General features: G+C 37.9%; 27 protein-coding genes. 13 read left to right on the forward strand and 14 right to left on the reverse strand.

Annotation, left to right across the window (positions count from 1 at the left end):
- Nucleotides 1–355: 355 nt before the first annotated feature.
- The 7 genes from N4G44_RS05785 to N4G44_RS05815 all read right to left on the reverse strand — a co-directional run bounded on the left by N4G44_RS05785 (nt 356) and on the right by N4G44_RS05815 (nt 3,863).
- A complete protein-coding gene (locus N4G44_RS05785; RefSeq protein WP_474925142.1) occupies nt 356–547 on the reverse strand; it encodes a hypothetical protein in 192 nt (63 codons plus the stop codon).
- Nucleotides 548–565: 18 nt separating this feature from the next.
- Complete coding sequence (locus N4G44_RS05790) at nt 566–844, reverse strand: hypothetical protein (protein ID WP_474925144.1); 279 nt, start codon at nt 842–844, stop codon at nt 566–568.
- Nucleotides 845–881: 37 nt separating this feature from the next.
- Nucleotides 882–1,013 carry a hypothetical protein gene (locus N4G44_RS05795; protein WP_474925147.1) on the reverse strand — a complete coding sequence of 44 codons (132 nt, stop codon included), beginning with the start codon at nt 1,011–1,013 and terminating at the stop codon, nt 882–884.
- A gap of 62 nt (nt 1,014–1,075) precedes the next feature.
- Nucleotides 1,076–1,570: a hypothetical protein gene (locus N4G44_RS05800; protein ID WP_474925150.1), complete on the reverse strand. Its 495-nt coding sequence runs from the start codon at nt 1,568–1,570 to the stop codon at nt 1,076–1,078.
- A 147-nt stretch (nt 1,571–1,717) separates the two neighbouring features.
- Complete coding sequence (locus tag N4G44_RS05805; protein WP_474925151.1) at nt 1,718–2,257, reverse strand: hypothetical protein; 540 nt, start codon at nt 2,255–2,257, stop codon at nt 1,718–1,720.
- A gap of 242 nt (nt 2,258–2,499) precedes the next feature.
- On the reverse strand, nt 2,500–3,474 hold the full coding sequence (locus N4G44_RS05810) for a DUF5712 family protein (protein WP_474925153.1): 975 nt from the start codon (nt 3,472–3,474) through the stop codon (nt 2,500–2,502).
- Nucleotides 3,378–3,863, reverse strand: coding sequence for a hypothetical protein (locus N4G44_RS05815; protein WP_474925154.1), 486 nt, complete (start codon nt 3,861–3,863; stop codon nt 3,378–3,380). Before N4G44_RS05815 ends, N4G44_RS05810 begins: the two co-directional genes overlap by 97 nt.
- Before the next feature lie 968 nt (nt 3,864–4,831).
- Between N4G44_RS05815 and N4G44_RS05820 the strand changes: the two genes are divergently transcribed.
- Nucleotides 4,832–5,233 (forward strand): DUF3408 domain-containing protein, encoded by a 402-nt coding sequence (locus N4G44_RS05820; RefSeq protein WP_474925157.1) that lies wholly within the window; start codon nt 4,832–4,834, stop codon nt 5,231–5,233.
- Between the two features lie 265 nt (nt 5,234–5,498).
- On the opposite strand, the gene N4G44_RS05825 is transcribed toward N4G44_RS05820, so the two are convergent.
- Nucleotides 5,499–6,035, reverse strand: coding sequence for an antirestriction protein ArdA (locus N4G44_RS05825; protein ID WP_474925158.1), 537 nt, complete (start codon nt 6,033–6,035; stop codon nt 5,499–5,501).
- A 492-nt stretch (nt 6,036–6,527) separates the two neighbouring features.
- On the opposite strand from N4G44_RS05825, the gene N4G44_RS05830 reads away from it, so the two are divergent.
- The 3 genes from N4G44_RS05830 to N4G44_RS05840 all read left to right on the forward strand — a co-directional run bounded on the left by N4G44_RS05830 (nt 6,528) and on the right by N4G44_RS05840 (nt 7,948).
- Nucleotides 6,528–7,217, forward strand: coding sequence for a nucleotidyl transferase AbiEii/AbiGii toxin family protein (locus tag N4G44_RS05830; protein ID WP_474925160.1), 690 nt, complete (start codon nt 6,528–6,530; stop codon nt 7,215–7,217).
- Between the two features lie 49 nt (nt 7,218–7,266).
- Nucleotides 7,267–7,575: a DUF6922 domain-containing protein gene (locus tag N4G44_RS05835; RefSeq protein WP_474925161.1), complete on the forward strand. Its 309-nt coding sequence runs from the start codon at nt 7,267–7,269 to the stop codon at nt 7,573–7,575.
- A 61-nt stretch (nt 7,576–7,636) separates the two neighbouring features.
- On the forward strand, nt 7,637–7,948 hold the full coding sequence (locus N4G44_RS05840) for a DUF6922 domain-containing protein (RefSeq protein WP_474925163.1): 312 nt from the start codon (nt 7,637–7,639) through the stop codon (nt 7,946–7,948).
- A gap of 80 nt (nt 7,949–8,028) precedes the next feature.
- On the opposite strand, the gene N4G44_RS05845 is transcribed toward N4G44_RS05840, so the two are convergent.
- Nucleotides 8,029–8,298: a helix-turn-helix domain-containing protein gene (locus N4G44_RS05845; protein WP_474925164.1), complete on the reverse strand. Its 270-nt coding sequence runs from the start codon at nt 8,296–8,298 to the stop codon at nt 8,029–8,031.
- The gene (locus N4G44_RS05850) at nt 8,223–8,591 is read right to left on the reverse strand and encodes a cyclic nucleotide-binding domain-containing protein (RefSeq protein WP_474925167.1); all 369 of its coding nucleotides are present in this window, start codon (nt 8,589–8,591) and stop codon (nt 8,223–8,225) included. Before N4G44_RS05850 ends, N4G44_RS05845 begins: the two co-directional genes overlap by 76 nt.
- Before the next feature lie 381 nt (nt 8,592–8,972).
- Between N4G44_RS05850 and N4G44_RS05855 the strand changes: the two genes are divergently transcribed.
- From N4G44_RS05855 to N4G44_RS05895, 9 genes are all read left to right on the forward strand, one after another.
- Nucleotides 8,973–9,494, forward strand: coding sequence for an RNA polymerase sigma factor (locus N4G44_RS05855; RefSeq protein ID WP_474925169.1), 522 nt, complete (start codon nt 8,973–8,975; stop codon nt 9,492–9,494).
- Between the two features lie 98 nt (nt 9,495–9,592).
- Nucleotides 9,593–10,435, forward strand: a complete 843-nt coding sequence (locus N4G44_RS05860; RefSeq protein ID WP_474925170.1) for a FecR family protein — start codon at nt 9,593–9,595, stop codon at nt 10,433–10,435.
- 401 nt (nt 10,436–10,836) lie between these two features.
- Entirely contained in the window at nt 10,837–10,983 is a 147-nt protein-coding gene (locus N4G44_RS05865; protein WP_474925171.1) for a hypothetical protein, read from the forward strand.
- Nucleotides 10,980–11,318 carry a TonB-dependent receptor plug domain-containing protein gene (locus N4G44_RS05870; RefSeq protein WP_474925172.1) on the forward strand — a complete coding sequence of 113 codons (339 nt, stop codon included), beginning with the start codon at nt 10,980–10,982 and terminating at the stop codon, nt 11,316–11,318. Before N4G44_RS05865 ends, N4G44_RS05870 begins: the two co-directional genes overlap by 4 nt.
- Nucleotides 11,319–11,356: 38 nt before the next feature.
- Nucleotides 11,357–13,252, forward strand: a complete 1,896-nt coding sequence (locus tag N4G44_RS05875; protein ID WP_474925184.1) for a SusC/RagA family TonB-linked outer membrane protein — start codon at nt 11,357–11,359, stop codon at nt 13,250–13,252.
- A 17-nt stretch (nt 13,253–13,269) separates the two neighbouring features.
- Nucleotides 13,270–13,662, forward strand: a complete 393-nt coding sequence (locus tag N4G44_RS05880) for a hypothetical protein (protein WP_474924043.1) — start codon at nt 13,270–13,272, stop codon at nt 13,660–13,662.
- Between the two features lie 4 nt (nt 13,663–13,666).
- Nucleotides 13,667–15,058: a RagB/SusD family nutrient uptake outer membrane protein gene (locus N4G44_RS05885; protein ID WP_474924045.1), complete on the forward strand. Its 1,392-nt coding sequence runs from the start codon at nt 13,667–13,669 to the stop codon at nt 15,056–15,058.
- Nucleotides 15,045–16,214, forward strand: a complete 1,170-nt coding sequence (locus N4G44_RS05890) for a hypothetical protein (RefSeq protein WP_474925173.1) — start codon at nt 15,045–15,047, stop codon at nt 16,212–16,214. The genes N4G44_RS05885 and N4G44_RS05890 overlap by 14 nt, the downstream gene beginning before the upstream one ends.
- A gap of 41 nt (nt 16,215–16,255) precedes the next feature.
- A complete protein-coding gene (locus N4G44_RS05895; RefSeq protein WP_474925175.1) occupies nt 16,256–17,542 on the forward strand; it encodes an alpha/beta hydrolase family protein in 1,287 nt (428 codons plus the stop codon).
- Between the two features lie 73 nt (nt 17,543–17,615).
- Here N4G44_RS05895 and N4G44_RS05900 read toward each other — a convergent pair whose 3' ends face one another.
- From N4G44_RS05900 to N4G44_RS05915, 4 genes are all read right to left on the reverse strand, one after another.
- Nucleotides 17,616–17,813 (reverse strand): DUF6520 family protein, encoded by a 198-nt coding sequence (locus N4G44_RS05900; RefSeq protein WP_474925176.1) that lies wholly within the window; start codon nt 17,811–17,813, stop codon nt 17,616–17,618.
- 29 nt (nt 17,814–17,842) lie between these two features.
- A complete protein-coding gene (locus N4G44_RS05905) occupies nt 17,843–19,345 on the reverse strand; it encodes a DoxX family protein (protein ID WP_474924049.1) in 1,503 nt (500 codons plus the stop codon).
- 137 nt (nt 19,346–19,482) lie between these two features.
- Nucleotides 19,483–19,776 carry a helix-turn-helix domain-containing protein gene (locus tag N4G44_RS05910; RefSeq protein ID WP_474924051.1) on the reverse strand — a complete coding sequence of 98 codons (294 nt, stop codon included), beginning with the start codon at nt 19,774–19,776 and terminating at the stop codon, nt 19,483–19,485.
- Nucleotides 19,754–20,146: a hypothetical protein gene (locus N4G44_RS05915; RefSeq protein ID WP_474925179.1), complete on the reverse strand. Its 393-nt coding sequence runs from the start codon at nt 20,144–20,146 to the stop codon at nt 19,754–19,756. The genes N4G44_RS05910 and N4G44_RS05915 overlap by 23 nt, the downstream gene beginning before the upstream one ends.
- Between the last annotated feature and the right edge of the window lie 835 nt (nt 20,147–20,981).

Consider the following 20,981-nt stretch of genomic DNA (forward strand, 5'->3'; position numbering starts at 1 on the left):
AGCCGTTGCTAACCTATGAAAATTGATTGCCCTTGAGCTATAAGTTTTCCAATTGCTTATTTTTTCATTTCTTTTTCTTTGGCGCCTTCATAATTAAAATACCTGGATCAATATCTTCATCCTTACTGTAGTCCTTTACAGTGAGGTCTCTTAACTAGAAGTGGTTTGTAAGTGTTGATAACTGTATTTATATCCCTCTCAATGCCAATACCCGGATAGAGTATCGGATATAAGCACTTCATAAGAAGGGACATTTTGGAATGTAACTGTAATGAAATGTTGTTTAGAAAATTCAGTGTTATAATTAAAATCAAAAGTCAATCTATTACCAAAATTCTCCTTAATGTATTGTCATTTACAATTCGGACAGGCTTAATTTTAAGGCTGTCATAGAGAACTCGAAAAAGGTTGGCCAATAAAGAGATTCATGTTTTAATCCAACTTCAGAAGTTAAATAGTTTGCGGTATCAGCATATGTTGTAAAAGTTTGTGCCGATAGCACTTTACCTAAAAATATGGTTGCTATAGCGAGTGTTATTGTTTTCATATTATAAATTTACTTTTTTTAATTTTCACAGCCATTTCCTACTTCAACTGATTTATAATATTGAGTCGTTATATTTGTGCCTCCTAGCGAAATTGTTTGCCCTCCACCAGGGTCAGTTTTACGTTCTGTCTTTGTTTCCTGTTTTGTAAAGGTTTTTGTATCATCATTGTATTTAAAGAAGGTCGTACCCATACCTGTGCCCATATTTTTCTTACTACCATCTGCCTGTCTAACCCTCCCCAAATCAAAAGATTCCATGAAATATAATTGAGCAGGTAATGTTACCATCCGTTCCATCCATATGTAGTTTGATAAAATCATCTCTTACAATTCGTTAAACCTCCTCATATATTTCTGTTCCTTCTTTCCAACCTGTCGGATCATCTTTGTCATAAAACCCTTTTGCGGTGCTTACCGTTACAAAGTTGTTATACTGTGTAGAATTGGTTACACTAAGCATGTGCATATCATCCCCATTTAGTACTATCGATCCTATATAATCGGGGTTGTTCAAGTAACTATTCAGCCCTAAAATATCGGTAGAAGAGTGTACTGCTGACCCCCAGGTGGATGCATGTGTACAATAGCAACAACTCTAGCTCCTCCAGGAGTTACGATATTTACCGAGCTTTTACTATTATCTGTTTGTAATGCTGTAACCTCGTAACCGTCTCCAACTTTCAATATGGCAAAGCCATACTCGTTTATCGAATTCTTTTTATTCTTTAATTCCTGCAACCTGGCATTTACATCGACATCAGCCAGCGCGAGCTTCATCAATGCTGCTAATCGCATGGCTTCAGCACAATCGTCATCTAGCACTGGCAAGTCATCATCATCATCTTCGTCATCGTCAGGAGGATAAGTCGGTGGATTAGGCGGATTTGCTGGCCCTCCAGTTGCTCCTCCACCTGCACTTGGTGGTTGTGGGTTATTAGCACTGCTGCATGTGGGATCAGGTACATATTCTGTCACTGGAATACTTTTACATGTAACATTATATTTGTCCGTGGCTTGGGTCATCCCAACAGATCATTCTGATAACTGGTTAAAGCAATAGGTGGACATTCTAACGGCGCTTCTGTCATCAAACGATCAGCGCCAGTTGCTCCTGATTGTCGTTTGCCTTTACCTGCACGCAACAATTGCATATTGGTGGCAGCTAGTGGATCAATGTCCAGTCGTTGAGTGGCGTAATAGTTTTCGTTCGTCCCCTTTTACCATCCAGGTATTGGCTGGCTGACCGTCCAACAATTGATAACTTTGAAAATTCTTAACAGAGCCCAACATTACCTGTTGCTCCAGGTGCATTGTTGTTCTAACGGCTCCTTCAAAATCCGTAGCTCCTTTTTTCCGAAGAACTAAATTAAAATGAGCGGGTGCTGATTGGTCATCTCCTGGTATAATTTTACCATAGCCTGCAAATTCAAAAGGGATATCGATATAGTCTTTACCTTCCCAATGGCATTGTTTAGCCTTTTGCCAGTTTAATTTACCTGTTAGCATTAGGCTATTAGACGCCTGTACAGAAATAGTTTCATTCTTGTAAGCTGACCCATTTTGGTGTAACCAGCTTTTTGCCTCTGACAGATTAATGGGATCAGATTTAATAAGGCCGTCTTGTCTTTTGCAGGAATGGAAAGTAGTGATCAGAAATAAAAGACAAATGGCAATAGCAGTTGTGCTTTTAACATTGATGCTTTTTCTCATGAATTAATTTAGGGCGCAGGCCAAATTACAGTTGGTGTTTTCTAACAGTACATTGGTGCGCAGGGTGCTAAAATAAGTTTTACAATTGCAAACCTAAATGGATTAAATGTATTAAACAAAAAAATAAATTATAATTTTTTTTAAATAGCCGCTTTGCTAAAAAAATAGCAGTGCTTTAGTAGCGTAGTGATCTCTGAGGGAATAAAAGCTACTATTTGGGGAAGTACTGTTGGATATGCCCGCTATTTATAAACCAGATTGTCCACGTCTTTTTTCTTTTTCTTCTTGCGTGGATGAAAATACTCATCTTCTTGCGGGTCTGCTGAGCTGCCCGGCTGGATTTCCACTAATCCGGCTATTAAAGATATTCCATCGATAAGTAATGCCTCCAACTGTTCGGCAGTACTTTGAAGAGCATTATTTGAACTGTCAAAAGGAGTTTCTCTTTTGTTGTCATTTGTGGTGAGGTTTTGACTACGCTCTGAGGTGTAAAGCTGGCGCTTTTCTTCTGCACTTCCGTTTTTCATGGTAAGGGCATAATTCATGGTTTCGCTGGCTTGGCGTTCAAAGCCGAACATCCTGTCAAAAAGCAGTTCACCGGACTGCTTAAAAGCTGTCCGGTCAAACTGCCCCAGTTTAGCAGAATGTGCCTGGTTTTTTCCGCGTGAGTTATTCATCGGGCTAAGTTTAATGGTATTGGTAATATCCTTGCGGCTGACAATGATCTGTATGTGCATTTGCTCGCCTTCCTTTGGCTGCCCCTGTTTTTTGATGCCTTCTTTCACTTCCGGGTCGCTACCGGAGTAATAACGATGCTGTTCCAACTTTCCATACCAAAGCAGGTCCTTGTTGTTTTCAATGCCCATGCGTTTAAAATTTTGTGCATAAGCGTCCATTACCCCGGCCGCAAATTCTTTTAGCTTCTCTGCGGCTCCCTGCTCGCCATATTGTTCCTTTAGAAAAGTGATCTCTTTTTGGCTGGGACTGATATTGATCAGAAAAAATTTAGCATCCGTTTTCGAGAGTTTAGCAATATTGTTATCTACACTTACCCTTACCTCCTGCGGGCTAATACTCGCGCGGCTCCCGTTGAACCATAATTCAGGGTTTTTGCCTTGCTTTAATGTGGCAAGATTTTCTTTTTCCAGGTACTGCACCAGTGCGCTGCTACTGCCTTTATTATTGCCGGTTTCTGAATCTGTGATATTAATAAACATAGCTTATAGGTCTTTAAGTGATCTGCGGATATGGTTGATAAGCTCCTCTTTTTTACAGAAGCGGTTGTCCAGCCCATTTCTTCACGTTGGGTAATGTAGTATTCCAATAGCTCACTGAACTGTTGTTTGAGTATCTCTTTTTCTTTCTGCCGGGAATCAATCACCTTTAATTCTTTTAAAAGAAGTTTATTCTGCTCCATAATAGAACCGGTCTTTGTGCTTTCAGCAACCAGGTGCTTAGCTATAAGGTCCAATACTTCCCCCAACCTGGCTATGGCTGACGTTAATAATTTTGTATCACTAAACACCGGCAGTAAAAAATCTTTCTCCTGCTGTCGTATAAATGACAGGATACGGTTGATCCCGGCAGATAATTCTTTTTTAAGCAACTCATCTGCCGGATCTGCCGGATCTTTTTACTCCGGTAAAAATAATCCACCATCTGGCAGAACAGCTCTTTCTTACTTCGTCCAAAACTCTTTGCCAGCTTTTCTATCTTAGCATCTGTATCCTGTGGATAGCGAATACTGTTGGTTTCATTTGCTCTCATCTTATCCTGTTTTTAAAACTCATCACTTTATCATCTATTAAAAAACAGTATACCGCCCGGTATACCATTTTGTAAGTAAAATCAATCATTACCAATCCTTAACAACCATAAGTATACCTAAAGCATACCAGAATATCCCCAGACAAAGGTCTGGGGCAAGCGAGTTGGGCCACTGCCCAACTCCCGCTTGCTTTTTTCAAAACATTATGATGTTGATTAATTATTGTATTTATTATATCCATTACAACTATTGTATTCATTATCTATTTTATTAGTCAAATACCGCGTTGGGATGTAGGCGGTCTGGTGTTCACCCACGGTTTTTCCGGTTATATTGATTAAGGCATATCCATCAAAGCCAATATGTGTGCAGGTTTTACAAAGTAACAACAGCTTTTTAGAACGATTGATATGTAAAGCGCGGCAAACCACAGCAAAATAACGCCCCAATAAGCACGTATTATAAAAAGCAAGTAAATTGATATGTCATTTGTATGTACAATTGTATAGCTGGCTGTATGGCCGTAGCTACAGCGATATAAAATGATGTATGGTTATAGATCTGCTCATCCGTATGGCTTTAATGCCGGAAGTATAATTAGCTACAGGGAAAGACAGCTGTACATCCGGCAGGATATATAGCCGGTTACACAGACGGCTATACAAACCGGTATACAACAGTATTGCAGGTGGTGTTACTTACAATATGGCCAGAGATATAGCCGGCTAAATGTTAGTACAGCCGGCCAGTTGTTTGTATAGCCGGCTGGCCAGCCAATGAACAGTCAAACATTTAATATGATAGATATGGAAAACAAAGAAAACAAAAGACCAAAAATTGATGAAGAAGCGTTGATGCAGATAATGGTGGGATCAGCCTCCGAACGTCTTTTCAAAGAGAAGACTTCAAAAGAAGAACTTCCCATCACACCTAAACGGCCAGAGCAAAAAAGCTTTTTAGCAAAAGAAATAGACGAAGAAAATTACAGCGCCCAATTTTTTAAGATTCCTGATTCGGTTGCCCATCAGGGTAAGTCCGTATATATAAGACTGGAGTTTCATCAAAAAATCTCACGGCTTATTAATGTTCTAAATATTGACAAGCTCACTATGTATGCTTATATAGACAATATCATCGAACATCATTTTGACGAGTTTGAACAACAGATATTAAATATTTACCGGAAACATAATAAACCGCTATTTTAAAAATTTATAGAATGTCGGGATAATGAATACCCCGCAAAAAAATCCGCAGCCTGTTTGATAAAATAAAACGTGGGCGTATCGGAAGGATATTTTATCAAGGGGGCTGCACCGCTTTGAACCGCGCAAAGGTGTTTCCGGATGAAAGAAGGAAGTACCTTTGCGCGCACCCGCATTTTTAATCCGGTACGTTTATAGTACCCGGGCCTGATGAGACAATTAAATTTCACCGGCAGAGACTAAAAGCCTCTGCCGGTGATTTAAAAAATTAAGAATTATAAAACACATGCCCGTCATCACTCCAGTAATCGCTTCTGAAAATATCATTGGCGTAGGCTTCATAGTCAAAATATGTTAATAAAAAATCGCTTAAATCTTCTCTTGATTCGATCAGCTCCCTTGCAAAATCTTCATCGCTATCATATTTTCCTATGTAGTCACTTTCAAAAGAGCTGATCAGATCACTGATGTCTTCAGTTGACAGGTCATAATGACCGTTATTACACCAGATCAAAAAAGCTTCCAGATCGTCTTCACCCAGATTGGTGAGTGTGTCAATGACTTCAAAGATATTACTGCTGATCCAGCTTTCATTGATTAGCCCTTCGGGTATGTTTTCATAATCCTGGAACATATATTCCGGGTCTTCTTCGTCCTGGTGCAGTGCTGCGCAGGCTTCATAAAATTCGCTCTTGCTGCTGTAATCGGAAAGATCTAGCCATTTGCCAAATATGGAGCCTTCATTGTATTTGCGGTATGTGCCTACGTATACGCTGGCCGCTGTTATGTCGATTGATCGTGTCATTTTGTTTGGGTTTTAGCGGTTAGTGAACAGGCGGTCAAATCCTGATTTATTCGGTAATGAGAGGAGGCGCCGTTTTGTTTCTCCTTAAATCCATTTTTAATAATATTTAGTTCCATTGCTGACATTTTTTTTATTCGTCTAAAGAGCCGGAGTGTGCCTTGTTTTGTTTCGGGAGCATTAAAAGGTAGTGTTTAGCAGGTGCAAGGTTTTGGGAAAAAATACTACCCCGCCTGGGGGCGGGGTGGAGATTTTTTTCAAATCCTTTAGGACCTGACCTTGCAGCTGCGTTAAGAACACGGAAATACCTTTGCTCCTGAAATGAAACTAACGGCACACCGGCTCTATTAAAAAGAAATGGAAGCAGATGGATGATCTATAAGAATATAAAAGCGATAACGGGAGCGGCCTTTTACAGCCAAATTAGCACAGCATAGGATATTTACTGCTATCCACTTCAATTTCAAGCTAATTTTTCCTGCAAACGTTATAATCATGCTTTTTAAGGAAACCGTAAGCCCTGAAATGTGGGGACTGCTACAGCAGTTAATGAAGGACGAACAGCTAAAGGATTTTGCATTGGTTGGTGGCACAGCACTCAGCCTAAATATTGGACATCGATTATCTATAGATATTGATTTATTTACAACTAAAGATTTTGAATCAAAATTGATGTTGGATTATCTTAAAAGCACCTACAATGCAAATGAAGAAGTAAGTAGACGGGACATCAATACTGTACTTACTTTTATAAATGATGTAAAAGTTGATATTGTTACCCATAAATATCCTTTATTATATCCTGTAGAAGAAAAAGAAGGTATTCGTATGATCTCTAATGAAGATATTGGAGCAATGAAACTTCATGCGTTACATCAGAGTGGAGAACGTTATAAAGATTTTATCGATATGTATTTCTTATTGGAGCAGGAACCCTTAAAATTTTACTTAGATGCATATCAGAGAAAATATGAGAAAGACCCATATTGGGCAGCCATAGGTATGAATACTTATGATAAGATTAGTTCTTTTGATGGAGTTGACATGCTAAAAGAAAAACAACAGGATTGGAAACAAATTAAAAACAGATTGGAAAAGGCAACTCAAAATCCTTTACAAAAATTCTTATCCGAAAAAAAGATCTTACCAATTAACAGCAAGAAAAAGAGAGGTTTTCGTAGGTAGTACGGCGTAAATTTCGTATATTAGTAATAATCAATTTTTGTATAAAGACATGAAAAAGCCTGTTAAACGTGTACCCAATTTACATCCCAAATTCTTTTGGGAATTTAGGTTTGATGAAATTGATTGGGGAGCATACAAAATGGTAATCGCTCGTATTGTTGAACGTGGCGGTCAGAATGAAATTGACGAAATAGTTCGTTTCTATGGCCGCGAAAAAGTTATTACGGCCATACGTGATGAAATTTACTTTCTACCCAACTACGCTATTGAAGATGCATTGAAATTCTTTCCTGAATTAAAGAAAGAAGAAATGTATTGTTACCTAAACAGGAAAGATAAACCGTATCACTGGATATAGATTCCAATGCACTGCGGAAAATTTGTAGAATTAATAAATAATTCTAAATGAGCTATAAAACATGAAAACACGTGGTAATAGTATACCCAATCTTCATCCTAAATTTTTTTGGGATACGAAGGTAGATATGCTGGATTGGCAGAAAGCCTATAAAGCAGTCATCGGACGTATTGTTGAACGTGGTGGTCAGAATGAAATTGATGAAATAGTTCGTTTCTATGGCCGCGAAAAAGTGATTAAGGCCTTACGTGATGAGATTTACTTTTTGCCTAACTACGCTATTGACGAAGCATTGAAGTACTTTCCAGAATTAAAGAAAGAAGAAATGTATTGTTACCTAAACAGAAAGGATAAACCTTACCACTGGATATAGATTCAATAGTAACGGTTTTATAAAATCGTTGCTAATCACCCTGGTACGATCAGTAAAATATTTTCCCTTTCTAATCTTCACTATCTTTTCCTTTCCATTTTCTTAACTGTTCGTATTACTGTTTCCACACGTAGCCCGGTAAGATTAGCCAATTGCTGCCTTGTAAAGGGAATCTCAAAGGAATCTAAATTATGGCTACGGTCATATTCTTTGAGATACCTAAAGAGAGCTTCCAGTCTGGATTGTGTTGAAGACGAAGAAATATGAAAAAGCATCATATATTTAAAATACAACCTGTCTGAAAGAAACTTAACCATATTTTGTGAAACTTCAGCGTTTTGTTGAAGCATGTCAAAAAAGATTGGCGAGATAACTTTAATATTACACAATCTGTTTTAGCTATGGCATTCATAGGATAAGGTCTTTCATTAAATAATTGGGATTCTCCAACGCTTTGACCATCCGTCAAATAATTCTGAATGAATTCTTTTCCGTCTTCATGGTAATTATTCAACTCGACAATTCCATTAACTATCTGAAAGTAATACTTAGGCGTACTTCCTTCTTCAAAAACTACTTCATTTATTAGGTAGTTTTCATATTCAGCTCCATAAGTCATGAGCAGATTTTCACTTACTAACATTTTAATGATGTTTATGATTAAAGTGATCATCTTAGCAAATAAAATGGTCCGGATAGTACATCAAATCTTACACCACGATAGTATAAAAAATGAGTTCTGATTTAGAGCTTAATTTTTTTATCGATAACAAATGTAATGCTACAGAGGTATTGATGACCAACCAGAGAAGCAGCAATTTGAAAAAAGTAACTTTTAAGGGAGTTATATTTTGAACCAAATTTAAAATCAACCGTGTTTGCCAAATGAAATTAAAAAGTTGCTAAAACAAACCCATCATCCAACAATAATCGATAATTAAACAGACGACTTGTTAAGAATCTAAAGGCTTGATTAGTGGTATTATAAATTATTTGTATAAATTTGTTTTACTAATGCTAAACCGTGCTTTTCTTCAAAAAACATATTGATTTAGAACAAAGCTCCTTTGAAGAACTTTACCATCGTTACAAGCCCAATGTCTTTAGATTTCTAGGAACGCATATAGAAAACAAGGAAGACGTATTGGATGTGATGCAGGAAGTTTTCATCCATGTTTGGAACTACAGAACATCACTAAACCCTGCAAATAGTGAGGCGATAATTATTAAAACCTGTAAACAGAAAATTGCTTCTTTTTACAAGACCACTAAAAAACAACCGTTTTACGAAAGGCTTCAACCTGAGATCGAAGACACTTCCACTGAAGAACTGGAATATGAAGAGCAGAAAGAGCACTATGCTGCCCAGATGGAAATCAGTCTTGAACTACTAGCTCCATTGGAAAAGCAAATATTTATAATGAACAAGGTGGAAGGGATAACACAGCAGCAAATTGCTGTTGCTTTAAATCTTTCTCACCGTACTGTAAAATACCATATTTCAAAGGCTATTCTATTTTTGAAAAAGCCTGATATCAATTCTTAAAAAGAGTTAATCTTTCTTAAATAGCGTTAATTTTTTAAACATTCATTGTCCTTTTTTGGCGTTTCGTTCTATTCTATAATAGAGAGACTATAATTATTATGGATAGAAACCGCAAGCGCTTAGCACCTCTTACCCCTGAAGAAGAGTTAAGAGTATGGGAAAATATCAAAAAAGGGATAATTGCCCGGGAGCGAAAAAAACAAAAGCTACGCATGGGTGCAGTAACGCTTACGCTGATCCTTTTGAGCTTTTCCGGCATTATCAGTTACAACACATTTATAAAGCCTGATATCTACTATGCAGCATCCGGTGTTATGGATTTGAAGCTAAAAGACGGCTCGCTGGTACAGCTTTTAAAAGGAGCCAGGCTGACCGTAAAAAAATCCTTTCCTTCCTCGACCCGTGATGTTTATTTGGAAGGAGACGCCGTATTTAAAGTTTCAAAATCAAAGGAGCATCCCTTTATAGTACATGGTAAGGACTACGAGACAAAGGTGCTGGGAACTGTTTTTAAAGTCTTGCAAAGCGGCAAAACGTTCAGTGTGGATTTGTACGAAGGTAAAGTATCGGTCAGCAAAACTACCCAGCCAGAGCAGACATTTGTTTTACGACCAAAACAGACCTTTACCAACTTCGGGATAACTGAAGCCGCAACTGTGTTTAAAACGCCTCAGAAGCCTGCAAACGGAGCTTTAGCTCCAACTAATACACCAGCAGATCCTGTAACGATTACGTTTAATGAATGCCCTGTAAAAAATGCTGTTAAAGTAATAGAACAGTCTTACGGAGTTTCTGTAAGCTATCCGAAGGAATATGAAGAGCAGAAAATATCCGTCACTCATTATAATGCTTCTGCCATAAAGCTACTGCAAGCAATAGCGCTACAATTAAACCTAACAATAAAAGATAAAAATGATACACTATATCAATTGGAAAGATAAGATCTGGTGTGAGCTTACACCGGCAATGATACCAGACAGATGACAGCTAAAACAAAGACCGGCATGTGCCGTGCCGGTCCGGTAAAAACTAATAACAATATTGACGAGTTACTAATTTTAATAATGCAAAAATATGAAAAATGTTTTTTGCTATGCCGTTGCATCTCTTTTTTCGGCGTAGCAACTGTGACTGCGCAACAGCGAGCCAGTGATATCAGGGTCAACTATAGTGTTGACAGAATGCCTGCTGATCAGGCATTAGAGAATTTTTTAAGACCTATAAACTACAATTTGCCTACTCTAAAGAGCCTCTGAAAAATTATAGGATACGGGATGCAAAATGTATCAATGAGACCGTTCCCGCATGTCTCAATAAAATACTGAAAGGATTACCCTTTGAAGTGATCATTGACCAGAACGTGGTTATCATCAGGGAAAAACCAGATTCTAAAAACACAGCTTCCATTAATGCTATAAGCACGGTTAACGGGGATATGGCTATTCAGAATGATACCATTGGCAAACCTATCGATGCAAAAAATAGATGAGATCATACTTAAATGCCGGGTACTATAAAGTAAAGGATAAAGAACGCACCGGGAGCATTGTAAAGGTTATTGCCAAAGATATAGAGAACCAGCCTGTAAGTAATGTACTATCTACTATCCAGGGCAGAATGTCAGGTGTAAGTATCATACAAAATACTGGGGTGCCAGGTGGCGGCTATGATATCCAGATCAGAGGTAAGAATAGTTTAAGAACTATCATCAACAGTGATGTGAACGGGAGTGTTCCTTTGTACGTTATTGACGGTGTATCACTTGGCAGTGAAATGAACTATCTTTATATTCAGGGTCAGTATACTTCCTTGGAAGAAGTCTAAACCCACTGAACAGCATTAATCCAAATGATATTGAGAGCATAGAAATTTTAAAAGATGCAGATGCTACCGCAATATATGGTTCGCGTGGCTCCAATGGCGTTGTACTGATTACGACCAAAAAAGGTAAAAAGGGTAAGACCACTTATCAGTATACATCCAGCTTTTCACTGGGATCAACCATGTCAAAATTAAAGCTGATGAATACAGAGCAGTACCTTGCTATGAGGCGTGAGGCATTTGCTAATGACGGGATCAGTAAGTATCCTGCGGATGCCTATGATGTCAATGGAACCTGGGATCAAAACCGTTATACCGACTGGCAAAAGGTATTAACCGGTAAAACTGCAACAACGGTAAATCATCAATTTAGTTTCAATGGCGGTGGTGAACAGACACAATTTTTAGTAAGCTTAGGCTATTATGAAGAATCGACCGTATTTCCCGGGGATTTTAGGTTAAAGAAATTATCGGGTCTGGTTAATTTAAATCATCAATCGGAAGATAAGAAATTTCGCCTTGCTTACACTGGGATATTTAATCTGGCAGATAACTTTCTGCCAGCTCAGGATTTGTTTTCTAAGGCAAAAACACTATCTCCCAATGCGCCTTCACTTTATAAGGAAGACGGGAACCTGAATTGGGAAAATAACACTTTTACCAACCCGCTTGCTCAGCTTAATAGTTTTTATAAAAGTAAAACTGTAATGATGAATCACAGCATGATGCTTGATTATGCATTGACAGAAGACCTGAAAGTTGTTTTAAACGCTGGCGTTTCAACTCAAAACTCGATTGAAAATAGAATTAACCCATCAACCACATTCAACCCAAGTTTTAATTATGGTAGTGAACGCTCTTCTGTTAATCGCTTCGATCAAAATCTATTAAATTATATTATAGAACCCCGTTTGGAATGGACTAAAAAACTAAATAATCATAGCCTGATTTTTTTGCTGGGAACAACTTTTCAAAAACGGACATCCAATAGTATTTATACACAGGCATCTAATTTTCCCAGCAATGCGCTATTAGATGATCTGTCCGCTGCTAATGTTAAGTCCATAACAAGTCAGCCTGTTATCAATTATGCTTACCAATCTTTTTACGGCAGATTCAATTACCAATATCTTTCAAAATATTTATTGAACGTTACATTAAGAAGGGATGGCTCCAGCCGATTTGGTTTAAATAAACGTTATGGCAACTTTGGTGCTGTGGGAGCCGGATGGATATTTTCAAAAGAAAACTTTCTGAAAAGTCAATCATGGCTAAGCTTTGGAAAACTCAGGGGCAGTTATGGGATTACCGGTAGCGATCTTATCGGGGATTACCAGTACCTGAATAACTATATCACCACTTCCGCGCAGTATAACCAAACATCAGGACTAACACCCGCAAGGCTTTACAATCCTGATTTCAGTTGGGAATCTAACAAGAAACTGGAACTGGCACTGGAAGCCAGCTTCTTTCGTCAGAGATTGGATTTTTCAGTGGCATGGTTCCGGAACCGTTCGGCAGATCAGCTGGTGGGGGTACCACTTCCTGGTACTACAGGTTTCCCTTCCATTCTTGCCAACCTGCCTGCTGAGGTAGAAAATAAAGGATTGGAACTACAAATTGGCGGAACTTTAATCAATAAATCAAACTTTAAATGGAGAGCAGATTTTAATGTCACGTTTCCCAAAAATACACTGCTGTCATTCCCTGGCTTGGAAGGCTCAACCTATTCTAATACTTATGTAGTTGGACAATCGACTTCTATTGTAAAGCTTTTTGAATATACAGGTATCAACCCAACATCCGGAGTGTATACTTTTAGGGATGTTGACGGAAACGGAACGCTTAATGTTAAAGATCGTGCTGTTATAAAAGATTTATCGGTTGAGTATTTTGGGGGATTAATAATTCTCTTCAATACAAAAATTTCAGTTTAGATTTTCTTTTTCAGTTTGTGAAACAAAGTAGTGCCAATAGTTTAAGCCAGAGTTTTTTACCGGGAATAATGGGCAATCAACCTGTGGAATTTTTAGATCACTACTCGCCTGGCTCTTCCAGTGGACAATATCAATTGTATTCAGCGGGCTATAATAGTGCGGCGGTAACAGCCTTCAATAATTATACACAAAGTGATCAGGCAGTAAGTGATGGTTCTTTTTTAAGGTTGAAACAAATTACGCTTTCATACGCTCTTAAATTATCGGATAAAATGAATCTTAAGGTTTTTACTACAGGGCAGAATTTATGGACATGGACAAACTATTTCGGGGCCGATCCCGAAACAAAAGTTTCAAGCTTTCTGCCACCGTTAAAATCTTATACTCTAGGCTTTCAATTAAATTTTTAAAGACATGGAAACAATTAAAATATCTATATACAAGTTTAAATTTATTATCTACAGCTTTCTTGTATTTGCTTTCGTTAGCTGTGATCAGTTTTTGGATGTTGGCGATCCAAATTCGCAATTAACAGCAGATGCTGTTTTTCAGGATAAGAAAACCTGTGAAGCCGCACTCATGAATATTTATGTAAGCACACGGGATACCGGATTTTTAACAGGGAGTAATTCAGGACTAAGTATTCTATTGGGACTTTATACAGATGAGCTAAATTTTTACGCCAATAACCTGCCCTCTCACCGGGAGTTTTATTTAAATACCGTCAACCCGCAGAATCAGAACGTTCTTGATCTTTGGAATACTGCGTATGCTACGATCTATAAGATCAATTCTTTTCTTGAAGGGGTTGAAAAATCTACCGCTCTTGAAGCAAGCTTTAAAGCTAATGTTAGGGCGGAAGCATTAACCCTAAGAGGAATTATTTACTACTACCTCTATAATCTTTTTGGAGAAGTGCCCTATATTACGGGAACTGATTACAGCCAAAACCAAAGACCTTCAAAAGATAAAATTCCGGTGATCATTTCAAAGATTGAAGCGGATTTTCTAAGTGCGCATGATGCCTTTGTAAATTCTGGCATCTCCAATCCTAAGACAAGGATCAATATTTACAGCCTTAAAGCGTTCATGGCAAGATTTTATCTTACTAACAAAGACTGGTTTAAAGCGCAGCAATATTCCAGCGATGTTATTTTAAGTAGCGGTGCTCAACTGGAAAATAATCCGGCTAATGAGTTTAACAAATCCAGCACGTCTTCGCTATGGCAGTTTTCTCCCAATACAGCAACCGGTAATTCACTGGAAGCTACCGCCTTTGTCATCAACACAACACCTCCCGCATTTGTAAGCTTTTCCCCTTTAATGGTAAACAGTTTTGAGAGTGGTGATAACCGCAAAACCAGTTGGATCAAAACAGTTACCAGTGGCGCGGGTGTCTGGTACCAGCCCTATAAATACAAAGTGCTCAATCCGGCACCGCAAACGGTAGAAAATAGTATCGTACTAAGGCTCTCAGAGCAGTACCTGATAAGGGCGGAAGCCTATACTAACCTGAATGAACCCAACCTTGCCGAAGCAGATTTAAACAAAGTGCGCGTTCGCGCTGGTTTAACAGCCCTTTCAGGATCATCGGTAGCTGATCTTCGGGTGAAGATCAAAGCCGAACGGGTACATGAGTTATTTACAGAATTTGGCAACCGATTCTTTGACTTGAAAAGAACCGGAGCATTAAGCAAGTTAATGAGCCAAAAACCTAACTGGAAACCCTATCATGAGTTACTACCGATACCTGAAAAAGAAATCATCTTAAACCCTAATCTATTACCCCAAAATGAAGGATATTAAATTTTTGCGCCTCTTTAGCTTTTTGCTATTTATCTGCGGATATGGCCAAAACGCTGCCCTTAAAAATGATAGCGCGTTTAAATATGACGGATGGTACGACGTGAATTTTGTAACTACGAATAGTAATAAAAGCTGGTTTGTGTATTCTAAATATTTTGGAGAAGGAAAGTCTCAGATGATTTTAAAAAGCAGGTTGAATGGCAATTCCTTTGAAGTGGATAATGTCAAATTTGAGTTTTATGGAAATGATTATTTTGTTTCCATGTCAGATGCAAGGAAAATAACTATTTACGATCTACCAACCCTTGAAAGGACCAGTCTTGATGGATTTGGTAATTTTTATGTAATACCCGGTAAAGGAATGTTATTGGAGCAGGCTGGTAAAGAACCGGGAAACTCCCGTTTTAGTTTATGGGATTTTAAAAGTGGGAAAACCAAATCAATTACAAAAAGCCTAGCTAGGTATAAATGGGATCATGAAAAACTTCGGTTAACATTATTCTTTGCTGAAGGTATTGAGTTCTTTGATTTTAAAAACTCATTGAATTACAAGCTGGATTTACCGGAAAAACATTTTGTTGATCTGTGGTGGACAGATAATAATTACATTGATGTATTGTACACTGAAAACTCACAGTACTATTTAAAAAGAGTTCAGTTAGCTATAAAAAAACAGCAGCCTGCCGTTCCTATATCACTACCTGGTTTGACCGCTGATAAAATTAAAATTGCTCAATCTTTTGGGGATGAAATAGTCTTTGAAGTCGCTTCTGTAAACAAGAATGAAAAGCTGGCTGCAACAGATGTTGAAGTCTGGGGAACAGGTGATAATCATATATATCCTATTAAGAAATCGAGGGATGCTCGTCTTTCAGAAAAAGAATTAATTCTCTTAAAGTATAGTTCAGGAAATATTATTAATAAGTATAAAATTGGATTCCTGGATTATAAGTTTCTTGATAACGGCAAATTCCTGTTAATTAATAAAGAGAAACATCGAGATTATCGATTTCGTAATCACAAAATTGATATTAGCCTTCTAAACTTACACACAGGCATTGAAACATCACTTTTGAAAAATTTCATTGATGACAGTTGGTCGATATCCCCGGATAAATCGCAAATCGCTTTTTTCAGGATAATAACTGGTGGCTAATAGATTTAAAAAACCAACAACAATTTAATCTTACCCAACATTTGCCAGCATTATTTGCAGAGGATAATTTTTTTGTTAACGAACCTTTTAAAAAGTGGTTATGGGGTACGGGTAATAAGGCTTATATCACAGACAAGCAATCTGTTTGGCAGGTCGATTTATCTTCAAAAAAGCTAAATAAACTGCTTAAGAAAGAAAATTTAAAATCATTCTATTCGATTCTTGATTTTGAGAAAATTATAAATCCTAAGAGCATCGTTATTAAGGAAACTACACCGGATGATCATATTATTATTTATCATTTGAGTAGTGCAAGATTAAAGAAGCTTTACAGTACATCCAATGCCATTAATGAATACCCTTTAATGAGGGGTAACAATATTTATTTTAGAGAAGAAAATTATAATGAGCCCCCGAAATTGGTCAGCCTGGATCTAAAAGGCAGCTCAGAAACCCTGATTACTTCAAATCCCGATTACCATCATTATACATGGAGCAAAAGAGAAAGGCTACAGTATTTATCGGCTACCGGTAAAGAGACCCTAACCGGGTTTTTATATTACCCGGTGGATTATACCGCCGGTAAGCGGTATCCGATGATCGTGCGTATTTACCAGAAGCAATCTGAAAAGGCTAAAGTATTTGAGCTACCTTCAGATAGAACACAAGGCGGTTTTAATATAAGTTTCCTTACCCGTCATAATTATTTTGTATTTCTGCCTGACATTGAAACAGAGCCTAACAGCCCCGGAGCTTCCGCTCTGAAATGTGTAGAAAATGCTGTGAAAAAAGTCTTGGAAAAGGAAGTTATAGATGAAGGGAATATAGGACTAATAGGTGCTTCTTTTGGTGGTTATGAAACTAATTATATCGTGTCTCATTCCAACCTTTTTAAAGCTGCTATCAGCGGTACAGGCATGTCAGACCTGACAAGTTGGTATTTTTCGATTTGGTATTTTGACATACCTACATTTTGGCGGTTTGAAGACCAGCAATCCAAAATGACCATGCCGTATTTTGGAAATCCACAACTATATTTATCGCAATCGCCTTTGCTTGCTGCCGATAAGATTAATACGCCGTTATTGATATGGGCCGGAAAAGAAGACACCAATGTAAACATGCAACAGAGCATGTCTTTATATCTCGCATTGAGAATTTTGAATAAGCCTGCCGTCATGTTGCTTTATCCTAAAGAGGGGCATGCACTTGTGAAAAAGGAAAATCGTTTGGATTTAGCCCAGCGGATTTTAGATTGGTTTGATCATTACCTGAAAGGACATACCAAACCCTGGATTGAAAAGAAATTAAAAAAGGACGGCAGTTAAGCCGTCCTTACTTTTTAGGGTTTGTATAAAACAACATCACAAGCCGTACCGGCTTCATTCATTGCAAATAGATCTACTCCGGGGAAAGACTGTGTTGACAGAAGGTCGCAGTTGGGGTCTCTGTACAAGTCTCCGTCACCGGGGAACAATCAACTCCAGGGATATCTATTCTGTACGGCTCTGGATCGGCTGCTGTTTTAACCGATTGAGTGGTGAAAGCTGACACTACAGCTACTACAAATAGTGCAGCGGGAATCATTACTTTTTTCATAATTTACTATTTAAAATTTACGCCTACTCTTAAGGTTTTCGGCTTCCCCTGTTTTTGAACTGTTTTAAAACCGTCTGCGCAAAACGGTAACGAACCAGTTCATTTCCGGAAATAATGTATAGATATTGATCTGTTGTGAGTATTTGTGATAAACTGTTTTTTTGCCTGTTATTAATGTAGAAGCTACCAATGTACTCCTGCTGGTCAGTTTTGTATATGTCGATAATGGAGCCTCGTTGCCAGTTGGAACGGGATTCATATTTACCCATTAAGCCCGATTCATTAAATAATAAATTACGGAAAGCAACCATATTTTTGTTTACCCTTTTTGGAGGTGCCAACATTTTTGTTGTTCCGTCAGATGTTGTTTTTACGCTTACCTGCGCCTGGGTCGTTGTATCAATGGTGTGAAGACTTCTTATTAGTTGTAGGGAATCATCCATTACTAATACCTGGTTGCGATAATAATAGATGTAAATAAGCTTTTGCATTACTTCATCAAAAAGCAGCTTACCGTCCATATCAAATACACCATCTTTTTGCTTACTTAACCGGTTCTCGAATAATTGTACACTAACCTTACTCCGGGGATCAATAATGCCCAACACCTGCGAGTTGGTTTTGCTGCTGGTGGCACGAAAGCCGTAGCGATGATCATCTAACATCACCAATTGAGAAAAGTACGCTTGCTTATAACTGATCGTCTTTGCCTGTTGCGTGTGCAGGTCTCCCTGGTAAATAATGGGCACAGTACCATCATACAGGTAGACAAAGGGATAGTTTACTTTTGCGAGCAGTGATTTGAAAGGATGATCTTTATTATCGAGGGTAATTTGAATCATCTTCCTGCTGTTCAAAGCAGTGTCGATTTCTGTTATATATAAAGGGGTGGTATAATTACCCAGATATATCTTGTCTTTATAAGCTCCGGCAAAATAAAAAGAGTTTACACCAAGATTGATCCTTTTATCTTCTATTACCGGGTGCTGAAGGAAACGGCGTGTAAAATTGTTCTCTTTTTTAATCGTGTGCTCTGAACTGATAAATAGTCCGATAACGATCAAACAGCTTATTATAGAAATAGAAGAAGTATACAGCACAGGTTTTATCCGGTAACCATGTTTTTGTTTTTCAAGCAGGAAGGTTCCCCAAAGGGCCAGCAGAATGCAGGCTATATTAAAAACCAGGTGCTGCGTCCATCCCAGTTTTTCGAGAATCCCACCGCAGGAACAGGGAACAAAATCACTGTAATTAAGGATAAGGTAAATATAAATCGTAAATCCTACCATTAATCCTAATGAAGCGTATAAGCCGGATAAGCGGGCCGTGGATATACACAGCATAATGGCTACTATCAATTCTACAATAATGACCGTATAGGAAATAAATCCCGCATAGGCGCTCAATAGCGGAGATTGTGCCAGCTGCACCTGGAAGTTTTCAAATTCCATTAATTTACTGATGGAAGCGTAAAAAAACAGCAGTACAAAAAAGTAACTGATCAGTGTTGGTATTAAGGAGGCTTTTTTCATCGCAGGGCTTGTTTGATCTGATCGTAAAGCTCTAGCTATTGGCTGTAAAAAAGATGGCAAATAGTAACAAAAACATCCTAAATAGTATCTTTTTTATCGCAAATAGTAGCGAAAACATCGCTAAAAGTAACTGCCAGCTAAAGGTGTCTTAGAAACCTTGGAATAGCCTTTAGATTAATATCATACATTTTAAAGATCCTGTGCATGTTTTTGTAATCTGAAAATCGGTTATTGTAGGCAATTTCTTTCAAGTTCAAATCGGTAAACAATAAGTCATCCAGCACATCAAGCATTTTGATTTTTATATAGAAATTATAGAAGGTTGATCCAAAATATTGCCGGCAATCCTTTTGAAAATGTTGATAGGGCTTGTTGAACTTCAGAACCAAACTACGAAGTGGGATTTTTTCATTCCGGCAGTACTGCTTCAAGCATTTTATTCAGGTATTCAGGTACTATGGTATTGTCGCTTATAAGTACCGACGGAATTTCCAGGTGCTGTATGGAACTTTGAATTATTTCCTGTATTTTTTTATCAATGGTACTGTTAGTCAGTTGTGGCAGATCATTGAGATAATCTTTTATAAGTAACTGCCTTTTTATATATTGGTTAGGCTCTGAGGGAAGGAAGTTAAAAGTTTTGAACAAGCTGATGTAGTATTCAATAAACAATTTGCAGTTGTATAATAATTGATTACATAAGCTGTCGTGCAGGTAGAAATTTTCTCCTGGCAGTCTTGAAAACCGGATCATAGCATCCTGTATTCTTTTATTAAGCAGCGTAATCAGATGTGTGTGCATAGCGTTAGTGGGCTAAGCCACGCCTGAAGCGTGGATGCTTTCAAAGTTAAATATTGAATGGAATGTTTAGTAAAATCAGAAATAGTAAGTTTTTGCTATTTTTTCTAAAGATGTAGAAATTTATTTTAGCAATGTCCCCATTCAGTGGCAATTTTTATTTTCTTACCTATTTTTGGAGGTTAATTTTCGGTAGCTATTCGTAATCATCAACATAAGACAGAGGCTATCCGGGAGGAAAGATTGGCGTAATATCATCTGCTTATACCAATGAAGCTTACTAAGTCTCCCATAACAGAATTTACCTTCTCAAATAGAAGCGGCATCCTTTTGAGCGTTCTTTTGGGCGCAAACGATATAGCGGATAGCCCGGTCCGTCAGCATTAGAGAGTCTGCTTATCGGGGTAATCCAAGCGGTAAAAGCCATGGTGGAAAATTTTCAATGTTCTGCTTTGCGACATTGAAATGGCAATATTAGGATGCTTGGTGCTATTAGACGCCCTTAAATATGTACGGTTAGATTAGCAGTAATTATAATAACTACGATTGCTTCCAACAATAAATAGCTCGCGATTTAAAGCCCAATCAACAAACAAGACATTTTCTAACCCGAATTATACCATAGAAATACAAAGAAACAGTGGTCTGCGTTCCTTTTTTGAATAGAGCCGGTTGTAAGTGTATTGAAATTTTTATATCTTTGATAACGAGTTACAAGGAAGTGTATTGTAAAACAACGCAGTAAGTACCATTACTAATTCATTACCTCCTTTTTTCAAAATCCTCTCAAGCGCCCTTTCAGTAAGGATTTAGCAAATTTGTTGCTATTTTATTTTAA

This window comes from Chryseobacterium sp. GTID13, assembly GCF_056172655.1.

Bases quoted from the DNA above. Each gene is read 5' to 3' on its own strand.
- N4G44_RS05785 (WP_474925142.1), bottom strand. From the start codon at position 547: ATGAAAACAATAACACTCGCTATAGCAACCATATTTTTAGGTAAAGTG.
- N4G44_RS05790 (WP_474925144.1), bottom strand. From the start codon at position 844: ATGGAACGGATGGTAACATTACCTGCTCAATTATATTTCATGGAATCT.
- N4G44_RS05795 (WP_474925147.1), bottom strand. From the start codon at position 1,013: ATGCACATGCTTAGTGTAACCAATTCTACACAGTATAACAACTTTGTA.
- N4G44_RS05800 (WP_474925150.1), bottom strand. From the start codon at position 1,570: ATGACCCAAGCCACGGACAAATATAATGTTACATGTAAAAGTATTCCA.
- N4G44_RS05805 (WP_474925151.1), bottom strand. From the start codon at position 2,257: ATGAGAAAAAGCATCAATGTTAAAAGCACAACTGCTATTGCCATTTGT.
- N4G44_RS05810 (WP_474925153.1), bottom strand. From the start codon at position 3,474: ATGTTTATTAATATCACAGATTCAGAAACCGGCAATAATAAAGGCAGT.
- N4G44_RS05820 (WP_474925157.1), top strand. From the start codon at position 4,832: ATGGAAAACAAAGAAAACAAAAGACCAAAAATTGATGAAGAAGCGTTG.
- N4G44_RS05825 (WP_474925158.1), bottom strand. From the start codon at position 6,035: ATGACACGATCAATCGACATAACAGCGGCCAGCGTATACGTAGGCACA.
- N4G44_RS05830 (WP_474925160.1), top strand. From the start codon at position 6,528: ATGCTTTTTAAGGAAACCGTAAGCCCTGAAATGTGGGGACTGCTACAG.
- N4G44_RS05835 (WP_474925161.1), top strand. From the start codon at position 7,267: ATGAAAAAGCCTGTTAAACGTGTACCCAATTTACATCCCAAATTCTTT.
- N4G44_RS05840 (WP_474925163.1), top strand. From the start codon at position 7,637: ATGAAAACACGTGGTAATAGTATACCCAATCTTCATCCTAAATTTTTT.
- N4G44_RS05845 (WP_474925164.1), bottom strand. From the start codon at position 8,298: ATGCTTCAACAAAACGCTGAAGTTTCACAAAATATGGTTAAGTTTCTT.
- N4G44_RS05850 (WP_474925167.1), bottom strand. From the start codon at position 8,591: ATGTTAGTAAGTGAAAATCTGCTCATGACTTATGGAGCTGAATATGAA.
- N4G44_RS05860 (WP_474925170.1), top strand. From the start codon at position 9,593: ATGGATAGAAACCGCAAGCGCTTAGCACCTCTTACCCCTGAAGAAGAG.
- N4G44_RS05870 (WP_474925172.1), top strand. From the start codon at position 10,980: ATGAGATCATACTTAAATGCCGGGTACTATAAAGTAAAGGATAAAGAA.
- N4G44_RS05885 (WP_474924045.1), top strand. From the start codon at position 13,667: ATGGAAACAATTAAAATATCTATATACAAGTTTAAATTTATTATCTAC.
- N4G44_RS05890 (WP_474925173.1), top strand. From the start codon at position 15,045: ATGAAGGATATTAAATTTTTGCGCCTCTTTAGCTTTTTGCTATTTATC.
- N4G44_RS05900 (WP_474925176.1), bottom strand. From the start codon at position 17,813: ATGAAAAAAGTAATGATTCCCGCTGCACTATTTGTAGTAGCTGTAGTG.
- N4G44_RS05905 (WP_474924049.1), bottom strand. From the start codon at position 19,345: ATGAAAAAAGCCTCCTTAATACCAACACTGATCAGTTACTTTTTTGTA.
- N4G44_RS05915 (WP_474925179.1), bottom strand. From the start codon at position 20,146: ATGCACACACATCTGATTACGCTGCTTAATAAAAGAATACAGGATGCT.